Annotated in this window: 18 protein-coding genes and 1 riboswitch; of the genes, 11 read left to right on the top strand and 7 right to left on the bottom strand. The window is 71.9% G+C overall.

The window, feature by feature from the left end; genetic code table 11:
• Positions 1 to 43 precede the first annotated feature (43 nt).
• Positions 44 to 1,375, top strand: a complete 1,332-nt coding sequence (locus tag ACIPSJ_RS46215) for a sensor histidine kinase (RefSeq protein WP_401355396.1) — start codon at positions 44 to 46, stop codon at positions 1,373 to 1,375.
• Complete coding sequence (locus tag ACIPSJ_RS46210) at positions 1,372 to 2,037, top strand: response regulator (protein WP_401355394.1); 666 nt, start codon at positions 1,372 to 1,374, stop codon at positions 2,035 to 2,037. Before ACIPSJ_RS46215 ends, ACIPSJ_RS46210 begins: the two co-directional genes overlap by 4 nt.
• On the opposite strand, the gene ACIPSJ_RS46205 is transcribed toward ACIPSJ_RS46210, so the two are convergent.
• Together ACIPSJ_RS46205 and ACIPSJ_RS46200 are read right to left on the bottom strand one after the other, a co-directional pair.
• Complete coding sequence (locus tag ACIPSJ_RS46205; RefSeq protein ID WP_401355392.1) at positions 1,998 to 2,309, bottom strand: DUF6332 family protein; 312 nt, start codon at positions 2,307 to 2,309, stop codon at positions 1,998 to 2,000. The genes ACIPSJ_RS46210 and ACIPSJ_RS46205 overlap by 40 nt on opposite strands.
• A 73-nt stretch (positions 2,310 to 2,382) precedes the next feature.
• Entirely contained in the window at positions 2,383 to 3,858 is a 1,476-nt protein-coding gene (locus ACIPSJ_RS46200; RefSeq protein WP_355721593.1) for an MFS transporter, read from the bottom strand.
• Between the two features lie 86 nt (positions 3,859 to 3,944).
• Here ACIPSJ_RS46200 and ACIPSJ_RS46195 point away from each other — a divergent pair, with 86 nt between their 5' ends.
• A complete protein-coding gene (locus ACIPSJ_RS46195; protein ID WP_355721596.1) occupies positions 3,945 to 4,346 on the top strand; it encodes a MarR family transcriptional regulator in 402 nt (133 codons plus the stop codon).
• Between the two features lie 74 nt (positions 4,347 to 4,420).
• On the opposite strand, the gene ACIPSJ_RS46190 is transcribed toward ACIPSJ_RS46195, so the two are convergent.
• The 4 genes from ACIPSJ_RS46190 to ACIPSJ_RS46175 are packed head-to-tail and all read right to left on the bottom strand — an operon-like array spanning position 4,421 to position 8,613.
• Complete coding sequence (locus tag ACIPSJ_RS46190) at positions 4,421 to 5,155, bottom strand: maleylpyruvate isomerase family mycothiol-dependent enzyme (protein ID WP_401355389.1); 735 nt, start codon at positions 5,153 to 5,155, stop codon at positions 4,421 to 4,423.
• A gap of 25 nt (positions 5,156 to 5,180) precedes the next feature.
• The gene (locus tag ACIPSJ_RS46185) at positions 5,181 to 5,885 is read right to left on the bottom strand and encodes a lysostaphin resistance A-like protein (RefSeq protein WP_401355386.1); all 705 of its coding nucleotides are present in this window, start codon (positions 5,883 to 5,885) and stop codon (positions 5,181 to 5,183) included.
• A gap of 16 nt (positions 5,886 to 5,901) precedes the next feature.
• Positions 5,902 to 7,164 (bottom strand): arginine deiminase, encoded by a 1,263-nt coding sequence (locus tag ACIPSJ_RS46180; RefSeq protein WP_401355383.1) that lies wholly within the window; start codon positions 7,162 to 7,164, stop codon positions 5,902 to 5,904.
• A gap of 18 nt (positions 7,165 to 7,182) precedes the next feature.
• The gene (locus tag ACIPSJ_RS46175; RefSeq protein WP_401355381.1) at positions 7,183 to 8,613 is read right to left on the bottom strand and encodes a basic amino acid/polyamine antiporter; all 1,431 of its coding nucleotides are present in this window, start codon (positions 8,611 to 8,613) and stop codon (positions 7,183 to 7,185) included.
• A 148-nt stretch (positions 8,614 to 8,761) separates the two neighbouring features.
• Here ACIPSJ_RS46175 and ACIPSJ_RS46170 point away from each other — a divergent pair, with 148 nt between their 5' ends.
• Positions 8,762 to 10,507 (top strand): alpha/beta-hydrolase family protein, encoded by a 1,746-nt coding sequence (locus tag ACIPSJ_RS46170; protein WP_359221942.1) that lies wholly within the window; start codon positions 8,762 to 8,764, stop codon positions 10,505 to 10,507.
• A 19-nt stretch (positions 10,508 to 10,526) separates the two neighbouring features.
• Here ACIPSJ_RS46170 and ACIPSJ_RS46165 read toward each other — a convergent pair whose 3' ends face one another.
• Positions 10,527 to 11,696 (bottom strand): MFS transporter, encoded by a 1,170-nt coding sequence (locus ACIPSJ_RS46165; RefSeq protein WP_401355378.1) that lies wholly within the window; start codon positions 11,694 to 11,696, stop codon positions 10,527 to 10,529.
• A gap of 678 nt (positions 11,697 to 12,374) precedes the next feature.
• On the opposite strand from ACIPSJ_RS46165, the gene ACIPSJ_RS46160 reads away from it, so the two are divergent.
• The 7 genes from ACIPSJ_RS46160 (at position 12,375) to ACIPSJ_RS46130 (ending at position 16,701) form a co-directional block, all read left to right on the top strand.
• Positions 12,375 to 12,566: a hypothetical protein gene (locus ACIPSJ_RS46160; protein WP_401355375.1), complete on the top strand. Its 192-nt coding sequence runs from the start codon at positions 12,375 to 12,377 to the stop codon at positions 12,564 to 12,566.
• A 15-nt stretch (positions 12,567 to 12,581) separates the two neighbouring features.
• Positions 12,582 to 12,722, top strand: coding sequence for a hypothetical protein (locus tag ACIPSJ_RS46155; protein ID WP_401355372.1), 141 nt, complete (start codon positions 12,582 to 12,584; stop codon positions 12,720 to 12,722).
• On the top strand, positions 12,701 to 12,994 hold the full coding sequence (locus tag ACIPSJ_RS46150) for a hypothetical protein (RefSeq protein WP_401355369.1): 294 nt from the start codon (positions 12,701 to 12,703) through the stop codon (positions 12,992 to 12,994). The genes ACIPSJ_RS46155 and ACIPSJ_RS46150 overlap by 22 nt, the downstream gene beginning before the upstream one ends.
• A 212-nt stretch (positions 12,995 to 13,206) precedes the next feature.
• A riboswitch (cobalamin riboswitch) is annotated at positions 13,207 to 13,384 on the top strand.
• Between the two features lie 54 nt (positions 13,385 to 13,438).
• Positions 13,439 to 14,503, top strand: a complete 1,065-nt coding sequence (locus ACIPSJ_RS46145; protein WP_401355367.1) for an ABC transporter substrate-binding protein — start codon at positions 13,439 to 13,441, stop codon at positions 14,501 to 14,503.
• Complete coding sequence (locus ACIPSJ_RS46140; protein WP_401355365.1) at positions 14,500 to 15,513, top strand: FecCD family ABC transporter permease; 1,014 nt, start codon at positions 14,500 to 14,502, stop codon at positions 15,511 to 15,513. The genes ACIPSJ_RS46145 and ACIPSJ_RS46140 overlap by 4 nt, the downstream gene beginning before the upstream one ends.
• On the top strand, positions 15,510 to 16,331 hold the full coding sequence (locus tag ACIPSJ_RS46135) for an ABC transporter ATP-binding protein (RefSeq protein ID WP_401355362.1): 822 nt from the start codon (positions 15,510 to 15,512) through the stop codon (positions 16,329 to 16,331). Before ACIPSJ_RS46140 ends, ACIPSJ_RS46135 begins: the two co-directional genes overlap by 4 nt.
• A complete protein-coding gene (locus tag ACIPSJ_RS46130; RefSeq protein WP_401355359.1) occupies positions 16,312 to 16,701 on the top strand; it encodes a (2Fe-2S) ferredoxin domain-containing protein in 390 nt (129 codons plus the stop codon). Before ACIPSJ_RS46135 ends, ACIPSJ_RS46130 begins: the two co-directional genes overlap by 20 nt.
• Positions 16,702 to 17,082: the final 381 nt, after the last annotated feature.

Raw genomic sequence — 17,082 nt, 5'->3', positions numbered from 1 at the left:
CACCTCGCCGGGCTGACGCCCGCGCGGGCCGGCGCCGTCTAGCGTGGCGGTCATGGACGAGCAGGGCGTACGGGAGCGCGGCCCCGCGCAGCCGTGGCACTACGGTCCCCCGTGGTGGCAGCGCGACGACGGCGGCGAGGGCGGGTCGCCGCGCAGCCGTCTGCCGTGGCGCACCACCGTGCCGCTCACCGTCCTGGTGCTGGCGGCCTCCAACTTCGCCGCCCGCGAGCAGCCGCACCGCGTCCCTCTCGACGGTTACGCGCGGCCGCTGATCCTCGCCACCTGCGCCCTGCTGCTCTGGCGCCTGAGGCACCCGGTGCCCGTGGCGTTCGGCACGGCCGGGCTCGCCCTGGTGTACGTCGGGGCCGGCTACCCGTACGGCCCGATCTTCGCGGCCGTGGCGGTGGCCTGCTTCAGCGCCGTCGTCGCCGGGCACCGCCGGGCCGCGTGGGCGGCTCTCGGGATGCTGTGGGCCGGCCACCTGCTGATCTCGCTCTGGCTGTACCGGTGGCTGCCGCCGCCCGGCGACACCGGCGCGAATCTCGGCAAGGAGATGATCGTCGCCACCTGGTTGCTGATCATCGTCTCGGTGGCCGAGCTGGTCCGGCTGCGGCGCGAGCAGTGGGCGCGGGAGCGGGCCGACCGGGCCCAGGCCGCGCGGCGCCGGGCGGACGAGGAACGGCTGCGGATCGCCCGCGAGTTGCACGACGTCCTCGCCCACAGCATCTCGGTCATCAACGTCCAGGCGGGCATGGGCCTGGCGCTGCTCGACTCCGACCCCGAGCAGGCCCGGTCCGCGCTCACCACCATCAAGGCCGCCAGCAAGGAGGCGCTCGGCGAGGTCCGCCAGGTGCTCGACACCCTGCGCGCCCCGGGAGACGCGCCGCGCGCCCCCGCCCCCGGCCTGGGGCGGCTGCCGGAACTCGTCGAACAGGCGGCGAGCGCCGGTCTCACCGTGGCGGTCGAGGGGGAGCCGCCACGCCTTCCGCCCGGCGCCGACCTGGCCGCCTTCCGTGTCGTGCAGGAGGCGCTGACCAATGTCGTACGGCACTCCGGTTCGCGGCAGGCGCGCGTGCGGCTCGAACACGGGGGCGGGGAGCTGCGGTTGCGGATCGACGACGACGGTCCGGCGACCGGTGCGGACGCGGGCGGCAGCGGCAACGGGCTGGCCGGGATGCGGGAGCGGGCGGCCGCGCTGGGCGGCACGATCGACGCGGGACCGCGCGCCGACGGCGGCTTCCGGGTGCTCGCCGTACTGCCCCTGGACGGCAACGACGGCAACGACGGCAACGACGGCAACGACGGCAACGACGGCAGTGACCGCAATGACGGCAGTGACGACAGGAACGACAGGAACGACAGGGAGGACCGATGATCCGGGTGCTGCTCGCCGACGACCAGTCGCTGGTGCGGGCCGGGTTCCGGGCGCTGCTCGACGCCCAGCCGGACATCGAGGTGACCGGGGAGGCGGCGGACGGCGAGGAGGCGGTGCGCGCGGTGCGTGAACTGCGTCCCGACGTCGTCCTGATGGACATCCGGATGCCCGGTCTCGACGGCCTGGCCGCGACCCGGCGCATCACCGGGGAGGAGGGGCTGAAGGACGTCAAGGTGGTGATGCTGACGACGTTCGAGCTGGACGAGTACGTCTTCGAGGCGATCCGGTCCGGCGCGTCCGGCTTCCTGGTCAAGGACACCGAACCGGAGGAACTCGTGCGCGCCGTCCGGGCGGTGGTGGGCGGGGACGCGCTGCTGTCGCCCGGGGTGACCCGCCGGCTGATCGCGGAGTTCGCGGCCCGCTCCAAGGAACCGGCCGCCGCCGGCGCCCTCGCCCGGCTCACCGAGCGGGAGAGGGAGGTGATGGCCCTGGTGGGCATCGGCCTGTCCAACGAGGAGATCGCCCGCCGGCTGGTCGTCAGCCCCCTCACCGCCAAGACCCATGTGAGCCGCACGATGGTCAAGCTGGGCGCCCGCGATCGGGCCCAACTGGTCGTGCTGGCCTATGAGTCGGGGCTGGTACGGCCGGGCTGGCTGGGCTGACCGGGCTGACCGGGCTGGCTGGGCCGAGGGGACCGCCGGAAGCGGACGAGCACGCTGACCACCCGGGCACAGAACAGCAGGGCGGCGAGCACCGCGCCCACCGGCGGCAGGGCGCGGTCGAGCGTGGTGGGCAGATCGAACAGCAGCGCCGGACCGGCCACCGTGCCGAAGGCGACCGCCGCCGCGAACACCGCGCTGCACAGCGCGTATCCGATCTCGACGGTGATCGCGTCCCGCTCGGCCTGACCGCGCCGTCCCCCGTGACTCGTCATCCCGGCAGTGTCACAGCAGTGCGCCCGGCGGGGCAACGGGCCCCGCCGGGCGCACTGCTGGAGGCGTCCCCGTTCAGTCGCGCACGGACACGCGCTCCGCCTCCAGGGAGGTGGACTTGGCGATCACGACGCTCTGCCGCGGAGTCCGGGTGCGCAGCCCGGTGAGGGTGATCAGCAAACCGGCGAGGGCCACGATCGTGACGACGACGAAGCCGGGACGGTAGCTGTCGAGCACCGCCTGCGGGGTCGCCCGGTCGGGGGCGCCGGCGGTGACCACGGCGGTCACGATCGCCAGGAAGATCGCACCGCCCACCTGCACCGAGGTGTTGAGCAGTCCGGAGACCATGCCCTGCTCGTGGTCGTCGACGCCGTTGGTGGCCTGGATGTTGAGCGAGGGGAAGACCAGGGCGCAGGCGGCGCCGATCAGCAGCATCGACGGCAGGATCACCGCCGCGTAGACCGGGTCCAGGTCGATGCGGAGGAACAGGGCGTAGCCCAGCGCCATGAACGCGAAGCCGGCGGCGATCAGCCGAGGGGTGCCGAAGCGGTCCACGATCGCGCCGACCTTGGTCGACGACACCGCGACCAGCGCGCCCGCCGGCAGGAAGGCCAGCGCGGTGTGCAGCGCCGACCAGCCGAGCACGGACTGCATGTACAGGGTGGTCAGGAACTGGAAGCCGACGTACGAGCCGAAGAAGGCGACCGCGCCGAGCTGGGCGCGGATCTGGCTGCCCGAGCGCAGCACGCCGAGCCGGATGAGCGGGCCGGGGGAGCGGCGTTCGACCTGGACGAAGACGGTCAGCAGGACGGCGACCGCCAGGAAGGACAGCAGGGTGCGGGCCGAGGCCCAGCCGACCTGCGGGGCCTCCACGACGGTGAACACCAGGAGCAGCATGGAGGCGGTGCCGAGGATCGCGCCGGGGATGTCGTAGCCGTTGTGGTCGCGTTCGCGGGAGCTGCGGGGCAGCAGCCGGAGGCCGGCGAGGAGCGCGATCAGCGCGATGGGGGCGGGCAGCAGCATGGTGAGGCGCCAACTGGCCTCGGTGAGCAGGCCGGACAGCACCAGGCCCATGGAGAAGCCGGTGGCCGCGCAGGTGGTGTAGATGGAGAGGGCGCGGTTGCGCAGCGGGCCCTCCGGGAACGTGGTCGTGATGATCGACAGGCCGGCGGGGGCGGTGAAGGCCGCGCTCAGGCCCTTGATGAAGCGGCTGGCGATCAGCAGCGGGCCGGAGTCGACCAGGCCGCCGAGCAGCGAGGCGAGCGCGAAGACGCCGAGGGCCACGAGGAACACCTGGCGCCGGCCGAGCAGGTCGGCGGTGCGGCCGCCGAGCAGCAGCAGGCCGCCGTATCCGAGGATGTAGCCGCTGACGACCCACTGCAGGGTCGACGTGGAAAGGTGCAGGTCGGAGCCGATCGACGGCAGGGCGACGCCGACCATCGACACATCGAGGGCGTCCAGGAACATCGCGGCGCAGAGCACCAGCAGGGTGCCCCAGAGGCGGGGAGTCCAGCGCCCCTCTGGAGCGGGGGCGGTGAGCGGAGAGGTCATGGACCCAGACATTACATGCGCATGCATCGAATGCAAACGCATTTAATTACGATGCAACAATCCCGATTCTCTGCTACGGTGCGGGGATGGCGGCGAAGAAGCCCGAGCAGGCGCTCGTGGAGCAGTGGCGGGACATTCTGGCTCTGCACGCCCGTACCCAGTGCGAACTCGACCGCGCCCTGCACGGCCACGGCCTGTGCGGCAGTGACTTCGAGGTCCTCGACCTGCTCTCCGTCGCCGTGCCGACGGACGGCGGCTGCAGCTACCGCGTCCAGGAGATCGCCGAGCGGGTGCACCTCAGTCAGAGCGCGCTGTCCCGGCTGATCGCCCGGCTGGAGAAGGACGGCCTGGTCGAGCGGGCCATGTGCCCGGAGGACCGGCGGGGCGTGCGGGTGGCGCTCACCGGGAAGGGGCGCGCGCTGCACGGCGAGGTGCTGCCGGTGCAGCGCGCGGTACTGAACCGGATGCTGGCCGCCGAGTCGAACTGACCCCGACCGCCTGCCCGTCGACGGCTGGGCGGACCGAACCGGGTCGCCTGACGGTCGCCTGATGACGGAGTGGGTCAGATCCCGGAGTTCGTGCGCCACAGGTGGATGAGCTCCAGATCGCCGGTCGCCTTCGGCACCGGCTTCCGGTTCCACAGGGCCAGGTACAACTCGTCGGCCGGGCCCGCCAGTTCGGCGGCCGCCTCGGAGGGAGTTCCGGGCTCGGTCACGGGCGGCTGCGGCGACAGTCGTACGGTCCACACCGCGCCCGCGTCCAGAGCGTGCACCCGCACCACCTTCGGGTCCTCGGTGCGCAGTCGGCTGCGGGAGCGGGCGTGGAAGCCGCGCAGCAGTTCGTCGATGCCGTCCACCGCGAAGTCCGTGCCGATCGGGGACGCGGGACCGCCCCGGGCGGCTTCGGCGTCGTACCGGTGGACGGTCGTCTCATGGGCCTGCCGGCGCAGCCAGAAGGCCAGGGGCGAGGGGACGGGGGCGGGGTGGAAGGTCCAGCAGGTCAGGTTCCGCGGCGCGCTGCCCAGGGTGTCGACGAGCCGGCGATGGCCGTCCCGGTACCAGGTGGTCAGTTCGGTGGCGTCGAGGGCGGGCGGGTCCGGGAAGGGGTGGGGCGCGGTCGTGGCGTCGGCGACGATCCCGGTGGCCCACCGGTGGACGGTGCCCGTGTGCCGCAGCAGGTCGCGCACCCGCCAGCCCGGGCAGGTCGGCACCTCGGCGTCGAGCCCCGCCTCCAGGGCGGCGGCGCCCAGCGCCCGCCCCTCCCGGTCCAGGATCTGAAGAAAATCGGCAGTCTCCATGCCGCGAGTCTGCCGGACGCACGGCCTAGCGGAGCAGGAAGCCCACCGCGTAGCCCAGCCCGTTCACCGCCCAGTGCAGGGCCATCGGCGCCAGCAGCGAGCCGCTGCGATCGCGCAGCCAGCACAGCAGACAGCCCGCCACCGCCGTGAACAGCACGGCGCCGATGTCCACCAGGACCGCCCCGGCGACCGAGTGCCCGAAGAGCGAACCCAGCGTCGGCTTCTCCTTGCCGAGGTTCAGCGAGGGCAGGATGTGCCAGAGCCCGAACAGCAGGGACGACAGGACGGCCGCCGTCGTCGCCGTCCGCAGCCGGCACAGCAGCGCGAACAGGACGCCCCGGAAGGCGATCTCCTCCAGCAGTACGGTCCCCACGGGCACCGCGACCAGCGCCTTGAAGGCGATCTCCGAGCCGCTCAGCGCGTCCGTCCGCCGGTCGGTGAACAGTTCGCGGGTGACCGGCAACAGCGCCCCGCAGAGATAGACGGCCGCGACGATCCCGATCAGGGCGCCGGCCCAACGCGCCCCTTCCCCGAGAGAGTTCCGGCCAAGCCCCAGCTCGGTCCAGGTGCCCCCGGCCCAGAACAGCAACGCCACCAGGACCGCCGAGGCGACGACCGCGGTGAGCAGGATCCAGGACCCGGCCCAGCGGTTGTTGAGCAGGTTCGCCAGCACCAGCACGACGACCACCGCCGCCAGGGCCGTCCGGGTCGGCAGCCGGGGGACCGGCATCTCCGGGCCCCGGGGGTCAGAACTCGACCGGGTCGCGCAGCAACGGGCAGGTCATGCAGTGCCCGCCGCCGCGCCCCCGGCCCAGTTCGGCGCCGACGATGGTGATGACCTCCACGCCCGCCTTGCGCAGCAGGGTGTTGGTCTGGGTGTTGCGGTCGTAGGTGAAGACCACGCCCGGCTCCAGCGCCACCGCGTTGTTGCCGCTGTCCCACTGCTGCCGCTCGGAGGCGTAGACGTCACCGCCGGTCTCCACGACCCGCAGCCTCGGCAGCCCCAGCGCCTTGGCGACCACGTCCACGAACGGGGTCGAGCCCTCGTCGGTCAGCTCGACACCGGGCTCCTTGTCGCCAGGCCGCAGCGAGAAGGTGTGCACGCCGTCCATGATGGCCGGATAGAGGGTGACCAGGTCGCGGTCGGCGAAGGTGAACACCGTGTCGAGATGCATCGCGGACCGCAGCTTCGGCATCCCGGCGACGACGACGTGCTCGGCCGCACCCTGGTCGAACAGGGCCTTGGCCACCTGGGTGATCGCCTGCCGCGAGGTGCGCTCGCTCATGCCCATCAGGACGACACCGCCCCCGACGGGCATGATGTCGCCGCCCTCGAACGTCGCCTGTCCCCAGTCGAGTTCGGGGTCGCCCCACCACACCGTGGCGTCCTTGTAGCCGGGATGGAAGGTGTACACCGCCTTCATCAGGAGGGTCTCGTCGTGCCGGGCCGGCCAGTACAGCGGGTTGAGGGTGAGCCCGCCGTAGAGCCAGCACGTGGTGTCCCGGGTGTAGAGGGTGTTGGGCAGCGGCGGCATCAGGTACTCGCGGACACCGGTGGACTCCCTGGCGAGGGCGAGGTAACCGGTGCGGTACTCGTCGGGCAGGTCGATGGTGGCCAGGCCGCCGATCAGATACCGGGCCAGCTGGGCCGGTTCGAGGGTCTCCAGGAAGGCGCGCGTGGAGTCGATCAGCCCGAGACCCACCTGGTTGGCGACGATCTTCCGGTCGAGCAGCCAGTCCCGGGCCGCCGGGATCGTCATGGTCCGCGCCAGCAGATCGTGCAACTCGACCACGTCCACGTCCCGTTCGCGGAGCTTGTTCACGAAGTCGGCGTGGTCGCGCTGGGCGTTCTCCACCCACATCACGTCGTCGAAGAGCAGATCGTCGGAGTTGGTCGGGGTGAGCCTGCGGTGCGCGAGCCCCGGTGCGCAGACCAGCACCCTGCGCAGTCTGCCGACCTCGGAGTGGACGCCGAACGCCGCCTGGTTCGTGGGGACTTCACTGCTCACGGTGCACCTTCCGGGGACTCAGAGGCTGATCCAGCCGAGCGCCAGGGCGAGGATCCCGACCACCGCCCCGGCGACCGACACGGCCAGGACGACGAGTTCACGCGGCGAGAACAGCCGCCGGCCCTGCTCCCGGCGGGCCATCACGAACAGCGCGGTCGCCGGGGCGTAGACGATGAACGAGACCAGGAGGTACTTCGGGCCCGCCGCGTAGACCAGGAACGCCGTGTACACCGTGGCGAGCAGGCCCACCACCAGCTCTCCCCGGCGCCGCGCGGGCCCGGCGATCCGCGCGGCGAAGGCCGCCGCCAGCAGGTACGGGATCAGCGACAGCGCACTGGTCAGATCCAGCGCGAAGTCGAAGGCGTCGTCCGAGAACAGCGTGACGATCAGCACCACCTGGGACAGCAGCGTGGTCATCAGCAGCGCCGGTTCGGGCACGTCCGCGGCGGTCGCCCGGCCCAGGAACCGCGGCATGTCGTCGTCCTTGGCCGCCACGAACAGCACCTCGGCGGCCATCAGCGTCCACGCCAGATACGCGCCGAGCACCGAGACGATCAGCCCCACGCTGACGAAGACCTGCCCCCAGGTGCCGACCGCGTGCTCCAGCACCCCGGCCATGGAGGGCTGGCGCAGCTGGGCGATCTCGGCCATCGGCATGATGCCGTACGACACGATCGTCACGGACGCGAAGACGCAGAAGACGCTGAGGAAACCGAGCAGGGTGGCCCGGCCCACGTCCGCGCGCCGCTTGGCGTGCCGGGAGTAGACGCTGGCGCCCTCCACGCCGAGGAAGACGAACACCGTGGCCAGCATGGTTCCGCGAACCTGGTCGAAGAGGGAGCCCGCGTAGGAGGCGCCGTGGAAGTTGGCGGCGAACACGTCCGCCTTGAAGTAGAACAGGGCCAGGATCACGAAGACCAGGATCGGGACGACCTTCGCGACCGTGACGATCCGGTTGACCGTCGCGGCCTCCTTCACGCCCCGCCGGATCAGCAGGAAGAAGGCCCACAGCCCGATCGTCGACAGGGCCGCCGCCGGCACGGTGTCGCCCTCGCCGAGCGCCGGCCACACCGCGCCCACCGTGGACATGATCAGCACCCAGTAGGTGACGTTCCCGACGCAGGCGCTCGCCCAGTACCCGAACGCCGAGAAGAAACCCAGGTACTCGCCGAACCCCGCCTTCGCGTAGGCGTACACCCCGGCGTCCAGATCCGGCCTGCGCAGCGCCAGCGTCTGGAAGACCAGGGCCAGCATCAGCATCCCCGCACCCGCGATCAGCCAGGCGATCAGCGCGCCCGCGACCCCGGTCTCCTCCGCGAACCGGCGCGGCAGCGAGAACACCCCGGCGCCGACCATCGAGCCGACCACCATCGCGGTCAGCGTGGGCAGCGTCAGCTTGGCCGCAGGCGGCGAGGAGCGCGGACTCTCGGTCGTCTGGGCCTGGGCCATGCCCACCACGATGGGATACCCGGTACCGCTCTGCACCTTTTGCCGCGCGGGCGAGTGCCCCTGAGGGGCCGTCCGGACGCGTGTCCCTGAAGGGCCGTCCGGATGCGGCGGCCGGTGCGGTGGCCGATCGTGGTCCCGAGGTGGCCAAGTGAGTGGTGCGGGCAGGGCTCTGAATCGTACGAAGGACCGGACCCGTCGGCTGACGGCCCGGCTGCGCCGGCACGCGGGCCCCGACCGGGTGGTCCGGCGGCGGCCGTGCTGGGGCGGGATCGCGGTGGCCGTCCTCTGCTACTGCCTGTCCCTCACCCCCTCCCTCCTGCCCCGCGCCTGGTGGCTGCAGGGACTCGCGGCCGGCGTCTCGGCGGCGGTCGGCTACGCCGTCGGCACGGTGGGGGAGACCGTGGTCCGGCTGCTGCTCCGCTGGGCCGGTTTCCGGATCCGCCCGCGCCTGCGCCGGACCCTGTGGGCCGCCCTGGGCGGGCTCGGCGCCGCCGCGGTCGTCACCGTCACCGCCTGGAGCGTCCGCTGGGAGGACGAGGTCCGCCGGGTGGTCACCCTGCCCCCGCACCTGGTCTGGTGGCAGTGGGCCCTGGTCCCGGTCGTGGCCGCCCTCGTCGCCACGCTGCTGCTCCTGGCCGCCCGTACGGTACGGCTCGGCACCCGCGTCGTCGCCCACGCCTTCGACGCCCTCGTCCCGCGCCCCGTCGCCTGTGCCACCGGGGTGGCCCTCGCCGTCTTCGTGATCGTCGGAGTCGTCCAGGGCTTCCTGCTGCGCGGAGCGCTCGACGCGATCGAGAGCGCCGCGTCCCTCGCCGACCAGGGCACCACCGAGGGCGTCCACCAGCCCGGCCTGCCCTCCCTCTCCGGCGGCCCGCAGTCGGCCGCGCACTGGGACACCCTGGGCGCCAAGGGCCGTGACTTCGTCGGTACGGCCACCACCCGCGCCGACATCGCCGCCTTCACCGGCAAGCCGGCGGTGGATCCGGTACGGGTCTACGTCGGCCTGCGCTCCGCCGACACCCTCGACGAACGCGCCGCCCTCGCCGTACGCGAACTCGAACGCACCGGCGGCTTCTCCCGCGGGATCCTCGCCGTCATGGGCACCACCGGCACCGGCTGGATCAACGACCAGGGCAGCAAACCCCTGGAGTACATGTGGGGCGGTGACACCGCCGAGGTCGCCATGCAGTACTCCTATCTGCCCAGCTGGGTCTCCGCGCTCACCGAGGACGAGGCCGCCGCCACCGGCCGCGCCCTCTTCGACGCCGTCTACGCGAAATGGCGGACCCTGCCCGCCGGCTCACGCCCCCGGCTCCTCGTCTACGGCGAGAGCCTCGGCTCCTTCTCGATGGAGTCCGCCCTCGGCGGCTCGCTGTCCCGGCTCACCTCGGAGACCGGCGGCGCGCTGTTCGTCGGGCCGACCTACGACAACCCGCTGTGGCGGACGGTCACCGCGCAGCGGCAGCCGGGCAGCCCCGAGTGGCGGCCCGTGGTCGCGGACGGCGCGCACGTGCGGTTCGCCCAGGTGCCGGCGGACTACGGCATCCCGGACGCGCCCTGGGGCGAGCCGAGGGCGGTGTATCTCCAGAACGGTTCCGACCCGGTGGTCTGGTGGTCGCCCGCCCTCGCCCTGCACCGGCCGGACTGGCTGGACCGGCCCCGGGCCCGGGACGTCTCACCCGCGATGCGCTGGTATCCGCTGCTGACGTCCTGGCAGGTGGCCTGCGACCTCGCCGGGGCGGACAGCGTGCCGGACGGCTTCGGGCACCGGTACGGGACCATGCCGACGAGCGCGTGGGCGGAGATCACCCGGCCGCCGGGGTGGACCGGGGCCGACACGGCGCGGCTGGCCGCGTTGCTGGAGTCGGTGCGGGAGCCGGGGCTGCTGGACTGATGTCCACAGGGTCTGCTTGTCACCCGGCGGTTGTGCCCATCCGGGTGGCCACGCCGATCAGGGTGGCCACCGCGGCCAGCACCGCGACGCTCGTCAGCGCCGTCGGCAGTGAGGTCCAGTCCGCGAGGAAACCGATGGCGGGCGGCCCCAGCAGCATGCCGCCGTAGCCCAGGGTGGAGGCGGTCGCCACCCCTGAAGGACCGGCCAGCGCCCCCGCCCGTTCCACGGCCACCGGAAACAGGTTGGCCAGGCCCAGCCCCGTGATCGCGAAGCCGAGCAGTGTCGCCCACACCCACGGAGCCAGGGAGCCGAGCAGCATGCCGGCCGCCGCCGTACTGCCGCCGAAGATCACCGTGCGGGACCGCCCGAGCCGCTCCAGCAGCCTGGTGCCGCTCGCCCGGCCCACGGTCATGGCCAGGGCGAAACACGTGTAACCGGCCGCGGCGAGACCCGCGGACGCGCCCAGGTCCTGGCGGAGATGGAGCGCGCCCCAGTCGGCCATCGCCCCCTCGCCGTACGCCGTGCACAGGGCGATCAGGCCGAAGACGAGAACCAGCCGGCGGGTCCGCGCGTCCGGTCGGCGCGGCGTGGCGCCGGGGCGCTCCTCGGTGTGCGGGACCGGGGCGTCGTACCGGAGCAGGGTGCGGCCGACCACGGCCGTGACCAGCAGGCCGATCACGGTGAGGGCGAGCAGGTGCAGGGTGGGGGAGAGGGAACCGGCGACCAGCCCTCCCAGCCCGGCGCCGATCATGCCACCGAGGCTGAAGGCCGCGTGGAAGCTCGGCATGATCGGGCGGCGCAGGGCGGCGACCAGGTCGACGGCGGCGCTGTTGAAGGCGACGTTCAGGCCGCCGTATGCCATGCCGAACACGAAGAGCACGGCGCCGAGGGTGAGTGCGGTGTGGGTCAGTGGGGGCAGGGCGACGCTGAGGGAGAGCAGGATGCCGAGGGCGACGGTCATGGGGTGGCTGCCGTAGCGGTCACACAGGCGTCCGGTGAACATCATGGTGGTGACCGCGCCGGCGGAGATGCCGAGGAGGGCGAGGCCCAGGGCGCCGGTGGAGGCGTGCGTCTGGTCCTTGATGGCGGGGATGCGGACGACCCATCCGGCGAAGATGAAGCCGTCGAGGGCGAAGAAGGCGGTGAGGGCGATGCGCAGGCGGGTGAGATCGGATCGGTTGCCCGGCACGGCGTTGTGCAGTCGGGCTTTGTTTATTAGCGGCACAAACTCAGGCTAGGCGAGGGCCGCTGATCGGGACAAGGGTGCCGCGTTCTCTCGGGGGAGTTGTCCACCTGGTGGCTTTGACCTGCCCGGGCCTCTTGTCTGCGTGGAGCCGGAACGGGCCCGGCGGTCCGGGCGGGATCGGCGCCTCGGGGTCCCCTTCGTGAGACGGGGTTCTCTCGCGGCCCGTCACATGGCTTCCTGCGTAGGTGACTTCGCTCGAAACTGATCACACTGAGTGAATGCTAAGGGGGCTCAAGGCCTTGGCTTCATATCGCCATCAAGTGGACCGGATGTATCGCTGACCAGGCCGTTCCGGGCGCGGATCTGCCCCCCCCGTGAAGATCACGTGACCTATCTGTTGATAGATCGCTCCTACCTGCCTTCCGGTTCTCGGAAGGCTCGTCACGGAGAGTGACTTGAGAAAAGTAGGGGTGGGGAGCCGGTCGCACCGGCTCAGAGCGGCGGCCGCAGCCGTGTCGCAGCACCCGTACCTACGACAGCGCGGGCCGGCTCACGGGCACCGGTTACGCCTACGACGCCCTGGGCCGTTCCACCGCCCTCGCGGACGGCACGTCCTTCGCCTCGCCTACGCCGCCGCCCGCCCGCGCCGCGTCCGCCAGACAGGAAACCCTCAAGGACGGGGTGTGGACCGCGAAGTACCCCTACGACGACCCGAACGGCCAGGTCGGCGGGGCCGCCCTCAAGGGCAGCGGCAGGAAGATCACGCACCAGGACGGCAGCGCCGACTGTTACCCGCCCGCCTCGATCTACACCAAGTTCTGCAACTGGCGGGTCGACTTCCACTACGCCGACACCAACGGGCGCACCTACTAGATCAACAAGGGACCCATGCGCAACACGTGTGTGTACGGCGACCTGATCCGCAAGCGGGAGACGGACCACACCCTGCCGCACTACGGAAAGGCGTGCGCGCACCTGTTCGTCGCGGGCAAGCGGAGGGAAGTGACATGCATCGACATCATCAGGTGAGCGACCGGGGAAAGCCCGAGGACGACGGCAGCGGTACGACCCGGCCGGCCTCCGTGCCGCCCTGGATGATCCCGCTGGAGAACGCCGTGTTCGTCGCCGTCACCGTGGCGGTGACCACGCTCGCACTGGTCTGCGTCCAGCTGGTGAGGTCACCCGTGGTGATCGGAACGGACGACAGCGCCCTCGTCCTCGCCGGGGCCGCGGCCGTCGGCGTCGCCGCCGCGACGCGCACCCGCGCGTGGGCAATGCGCCGGCGCACCCCGCGTCACTGACGCACCACCACCTCAGGGGCCGGAGCCTGTCGCTTCCGGCCCCTGAGGCATACCCCGAAGTCCCGGTCACCGAAAGCAGCCCGGTGGTACCGATGGCGTCGGGAGACCGAGATCCGTCATGCCCGCCGACTCGTCCACGCCGTCGGCCGGAACACCAGCAGGTTCGTGCCGTACCCCGTGACCGAGCGCACGGTCTGACCGCCCGGCGGAGTTGATAGCCTCAGCAGGCCAGTCGTGCCACATCCGTGGTCAGGGAATCCGGTGCGAATCCGGAGCTGACGCGCAGCGGTGAGGGGGACGGGCGGGGCACGCTTGCCACTGGGAGACCGGGAAGGCGCCCCGGCCGGACGAACCCGAGTCCGAAGACCTGCTGGCACCTCCGTGCCCCCGCGTGGAGGGACGTCCGTAGGCCAGGCTCCGCGTACGAGCCCCGACCCCAAAGGCATGCCCGTGCTCCGCACCTCCGCCGTTCTGCGCACCCCGGCCCTTCTCCTCACCTCCGCCCTGCTGCTGACCGCCTGCGGTTCTTCCGACGGCGACGCCGACGGCGACGACGCGAAGACGGAGCGGACCACTGCCACCGGATACCCCGTCACCCTCGACAACTGCGGCGACAGGGTCACCCTGAAGTCGGCCCCGAAGCGGGCCGTCTCCCTCAACCAGGGCACCCCCGAGATCCTGCTCTCCCTCGGTCTCGCCGACCGCATGGCCGGTACGGCCACCTGGACCGACCCGGTGATGAAGGGCCAGGAGAAGGCCAACGCGTCCGTGCCGCGCCTCGCCGACAACAACCCCTCCTTCGAGAAGGTCCTGGACGCCGAACCCGACTTCGTCACCGCCTCGTTCGTCTCCACCCTCGGCAAGGGCGGGGTCGCGACCCGCGAGCAGTTCGAGAAGCTGGGCGTGCCCACGTACGTCTCGCCGTCCGACTGCGCCGAGGGCAAGGACAACGACAGTGGCGGCGACGGATCCCGCTCCACACCCCTCACCCTCGACGCCGTGTACGGCGAAATACGCGACCTGGCCCGCGCGTTCGGCGTCGAGGAGCGGGGCGAGACGCTCGTCGCCTCGCTGAAGAAGCGGGTGAGCACGGCCACCGCCGGACTGCACGCCTCGGACGTGTCCCTCATGTACTGGTTCGCCAACTCCCAGTCTCCCTACCTCGCCGGCTGCTGCGGCGCGCCCGGCGCCATCACCCGTGCCGTCGGCGCGAAGAACGCCTTCGCCGACACCCACGACGAGTGGCCCCAGATCAACTGGGAGACCGTCGCCGACCGCGACCCCGACGTCATCGTCATCGGCGACCTGACCCGCAAGCAGCAGACCGCCGAGACCGCGAAGGCGAAGATCCGCTTCCTGGAGACCAACCCCGCCACCCGTGACCTGACCGCCGTGAAGAAGAAGCGGTACGTCCTGCTGAGCGGGCAGGCCATGAACCCGTCCATCCGCACGGTCGAGGGGATCGAGAAGGTCGCAGCCGGTCTGCGTGACTTCGGGCTCGCCAAGTGAGCGTCCGTGCCGTGTTGTTGGCGGGTGGGGGCCTGCTCGCGCTGCTCGTGTCGGTCGCCGTGGCGGTGACGATCGGCCCCGCCGACATCTCCACCGGTGACGTCTGGATGTCCGTCGCGGCCCATCTCGGCCTCGGTGAGGGCACGTTGGCGCCGCTGCGGGACGGCATCGTGTGGAACCTGCGGATGCCGCGCACGCTGCTCGCCGCCGTGTGCGGGGCCGGACTCGCCGTGTGCGGCGCGGTCCTGCAGTCGCTGCTGCGCAACCCGCTCGCCGACCCCTTCGTACTCGGCGTCTCCTCCGGCGCGTCCACCGGAGCGGTCGCCGTGGTCGTGCTGGGCGTGGGCGGAGGAGCGGTGTCCCTGTCGGCCGGCGCCTTCCTCGGCGCGCTGCTCTCCTTCGGCCTGGTGCTGCTGCTCAGCCACTCCCTCGGCGGCAGCACGGACCGGGTCGTCCTGTCCGGGGTCGCGGCGATGCAGCTCTTCTCGGCGCTGACCTCGTTCGTCGTCCTGACGTCCGCGGACGCGGAGACCACCCGGGGCGTGCTGTTCTGGCTGCTCGGCTCGCTCACCGGGGCCGACTGGGGACAGGTACTGCTCTGCGCCGTCGCCCTGGCGGTGGTGCTCGTCGTCTGCCTCGGGTACGCCCGTACGCTCGACGCGTTCGCCTTCGGCGAGGAGGCCGCCGCCGGACTCGGGGTCCGGGTCGCCCGCACCCGCTTGGTCCTGCTCTGCGCGACCGCGCTGCTCACCGCCGCCCTGGTCAGCTGCGCCGGTGCAATCGGCTTCGTCGGCCTGGTCCTGCCGCACGCCACCCGCGCTCTCACCGGCTCCGGGCACGCCCGGCTCCTGCCGGTGACGGCCCTGACCGGTGCCGTGTTCCTGGTGTGGGTGGACACCCTGGCCCGTACCGTCCTCGACCCCCAGGAGGTCCCGGTGGGCGTGGTGACGTCTCTGATCGGCGTGCCGGCGTTCGTGGCCGTGCTCCACCGCGGACGGAGCAGGGCATGACCAGCCTCCACGCGGACGGTGTCGTACGGCGCCTGGGCGACAAGGTCGTCGTCGACGACGTCACCCTCACTCCGCGCCCTGGCGAGACGGTCGGCATCCTCGGCCCCAACGGCTCCGGAAAATCAACCCTGTTGAGGCTCCTGGCCGGGGTCCTCGCCCCCACCGCCGGAGTCGTCACCCTGGACGGTCGCCCGCTCGCCGAAGTCGGCCGCCGCGCCACCGCCCGCCGGGTCGCCACCGTCGAACAGCACACCCACACCCAGACCGAACTGACCGTCCGGGACGTCGTCGCCCTCGGCCGCATCCCGCACCGCCGCGCCTGGACACCCCCGACGACGGCCGACGCGGCAGCCGTCACCGAGGCCCTGCGGTGCACCGGGCTGACCGACCGGGCCGGCCAGTCCTGGCACACCCTCTCCGGCGGCGAACGCCAGCGCGCCCAGATCGCCCGCGCCCTCGCCCAGCAACCCCGCGAACTCCTCCTCGACGAACCCACCAACCACCTCGACATCCAGCACCAGCTCGACCTCCTGGAGCTGATCGCCGGTCTGCCGGTCACCACGGTGATCGCCCTGCACGATCTCAACCTCGCCGCGATGTACTGCGACCGCCTGCTCGTCCTGCGCGACGGCCGCGCGGTCACGGAGGGCACCCCGGCCGAGGTTCTCACCCCCACCCTCATCGAGCGGGTCTACGGAGTCCGCGCCGAGGTGACCCACGACCCCGGCCACCCCGTGATCCGCTTCCTGCGCCCGGCCGCCCGGGACGGATCTCCCCTGGAGAGGAGTGCGGCGAGCGATGCCTCGACAGCGCCCTGAAACGGCCGGCACGGAACACAGCTCCGCCGAACCGGCACCGTGCCGCGTCGTCGTCTGCCGGGACTGCTGCTGCGGAACCCCCAAAGTCACCGGCGTGGATCACGACCGGCAGCTCGCGCGCCTGGCCGAGGAGGTACCCGTCCGCGTCTCGGACTGCCTCGACGTGTGCGAACACGCCAACGTCATCGTCGTCCAGCCCTCCGCCGCCGCCCGCGGGGCAGGGGCCCGCCCGGTCTGGCTCGGCCTCGTCAACGACCCCGAGGCCACCGAGGACATCGCTGCCTGGGTACGGTCCGGCGGCCCCGGCATCGCCCCCTGCCCCGACATCCTCGACCTCTACGTCTTCACCCCGCCACGCAGGTCGCGATGAGCGCACGCAAGGGTTCGCCTCCGCATCGGAGAAGCGGAGGCCGCCTACCCCGACCGTAGGCCGGCCGCCTGGCAGGTCATCGGGAAAAGGCGACCGGCGAGGATGTCCGCAACTTGGTGGTATTGAATGCCAGGGCGAATGCTCGGATGGCGAGCAAGGCGGAAGCCTTCGGATGGAAGGGGGCAAGTGATGGCAACGCTCGCAGAGGTCCGAGCCTTGCTGGGTGAACCCGGATTCAACTGGACAGATCCGGCGCCATGGTGCGAACTGGAGCGGGAGTTCGGAATCGAATTCCCGGCGGACTTCCGTGAGATCGTGGATGCCTACGGTTCGGTCCAGATCAACAATCAACTGTATCTGGAGCACCCCGCCGGCCATCTC

This window comes from Streptomyces sp. NPDC090088 (assembly GCF_044747345.1).
Lineage (GTDB): Bacteria > Actinomycetota > Actinomycetes > Streptomycetales > Streptomycetaceae > Streptomyces.
This window is presented reverse-complemented; position numbering and strand designations above follow the sequence as displayed.